This is a genomic window from Acidovorax sp. HMWF018, from assembly GCF_003061035.1.
Taxonomy (GTDB): domain Bacteria; phylum Pseudomonadota; class Gammaproteobacteria; order Burkholderiales; family Burkholderiaceae_C; genus Acidovorax; species Acidovorax delafieldii.
Genome location: NZ_QAIM01000484.1, coordinates 2,618 through 4,418, shown reverse-complemented (window position 1 = coordinate 4,418; position 1,801 = coordinate 2,618). Strand labels below are relative to the sequence as shown.

The 1,801-nt window shown below is 69.4% G+C and carries 2 protein-coding genes; one reads left to right on the top strand and one right to left on the bottom strand.

What is annotated here, in order from left to right:
- Positions 1-129: 129 nt before the first annotated feature.
- A complete protein-coding gene (locus DBR23_RS20655; protein ID WP_108499445.1) occupies positions 130-768 on the bottom strand; it encodes a TetR/AcrR family transcriptional regulator in 639 nt (212 codons plus the stop codon).
- 93 nt (positions 769-861) lie between these two features.
- Between DBR23_RS20655 and DBR23_RS20650 the strand changes: the two genes are divergently transcribed.
- Positions 862-1,801 (top strand): saccharopine dehydrogenase NADP-binding domain-containing protein (locus DBR23_RS20650; protein WP_199227760.1); only part of this gene is annotated, 940 nt, incomplete at its 3' end.

Sequence of the window (1,801 nt, the reverse complement as noted above, 5' to 3'; positions counted from 1 at the left end):
TGGTGGGGCTCCTCTCTGAGGGGGGGGGTAGGTGCTCTGGCCCGGTGAAGGTGCAGCGGGCACGGTGGGGCACGGTCACTGTAGAGAGGGGCTGCTGACAACGGCCTGGCAGCAGATGTCAGGCCGGGGTTAGCCCGGGCTGCGGGCACCGGCCTGCAGGGCCTGCACGGCAGCTACCAGCACGCCGGTGGCTTCTTCGGCGCTGAGCAGTCCGGCGCTCACGAATGCGCCGTTCACCACCACCGCAAGCTGGGCGGCCAGTTGCTCCGGGTGGGGGGCCTTCAACCGCACCGCGATGTCGTGCAGGCGGCCCCGCAGCGCCTGCATGTGCCGCTGGGCCACGTGCCGTGCAGGGTGGTCCTGCTCGGCAAATTCAGCGGCCACGTTGATCTGGGGGCAGCCCCGGTAGTTGGAGCGGGCCAGGCGCTCGCCAATCCAGCGCATGTGGGCCTCCAGCTCCCCAGCGGGGTCATCGGCGAACTGGGCCGCCACGCTGTCCCATTGGTCCCAGAACTCGACGTCTTCCCGCTCCAGGAAGGCCACGATGAGGTCGTCCTTGGTGGGGAAGTAGCGGTACAGGCTGGTCTTGGCCACGGCGGCTTCCAGCACGACCAGGTCCACGCCCACGGCGCGCACGCCGCGTTCATAGAACAGCCGGGACGCGGTGTCGAGGATGCGGCTGCGGACATCGGCGGCGGGCTCGGCCACAGCGGCCGGGCCGCTGGTGGGGGAGAGGTCTCTGGTGGAACGGGAATTTGTGGTGCGCATGCTTGACATGATACAGACCTGTCTGTAATCTTCAAAAAACAGACAGGTCTGTATCGTCAAATTTCAACCACCCACCCAACGCAAAGGATGACCATGAACCCGCAACAACACCGCCCCATCGCTGTTTACGGCGCCACCGGCCACACCGGCCAATTTGTCGTGCAGGAAGCACAGCGCCGCGGGCTGCCCGTGGTGGCCGTGGGGCGCAGCGCCGCCCGGCTGGACGAGGTGTTTGCCCCTGGCGTGACCCGGCGCATCGCCGATCTGGCCGACCCCAAGAGCCTGGAACAGGCGTTTGCCGGCTGCGCCGTGGTCATCAACTGCGCGGGCCCCTTTCTCGACACGGCTGCCCCGGTGGCGCAGGCCGCGCTGCGGGCAGGCTGCCACTACATCGATGTGACGGCCGAGCAGGCGAGTGCGCAGGCCAGCCTGGCCGATTTCGATGCTCCGGCCCGCGCTGCGGGCAAGGTGGTGATTCCGGCCGCCGCCTTCTATGGCGGTCTGGCCGACCTGCTGGCCAGCGCGCTGGCCAGGGCCGGCACCATCGACGAGATCACTGTGGCGATCGGGCTGGACCGCTGGTGGCCCACCGCCGGCACGCGCAAGACAGGCGAGCGCAACACCGTGCCGCGCCAGGTGGTGGCCCAAGGGCGCTTGGTGCCGCTGGTGCCGTCTGAGCACGTGCCGGACTGGGCGTTTGCCGCGCCCCTGGGCAGCCAGGCCATGGTGGAGATTCCGTTCAGCGAGGTCATCACCATTGCCCACCACCTGCCGGTGGGCCACATCCGCTCGCTGCTCAACCGCTCGGCGCTGCAGGATATCCGCGACACCGGCACCCCGCCGCCCACCGCCACGGACGACAGCGGACGCTCTGCGCAGCGCTTCGAACTGATGGTGCAGCTGGTGCAGGGTGGCCAGACCCGCACCGCTGGCGTCCGCGGGCAGGATATCTACGCCGTGACGGCGCCCATCGTGGTCGAGGTGGCCCTGCGCCTGCTGGCGCCTGCCTACGCCCACAGCGGCGCACTGGCCG

Coding starts and splice junctions, on each gene's coding strand:
- DBR23_RS20655 (WP_108499445.1), bottom strand. CDS start 768: ATGCGCACCACAAATTCCCGTTCCACCAGAGACCTCTCCCCCACCAGC.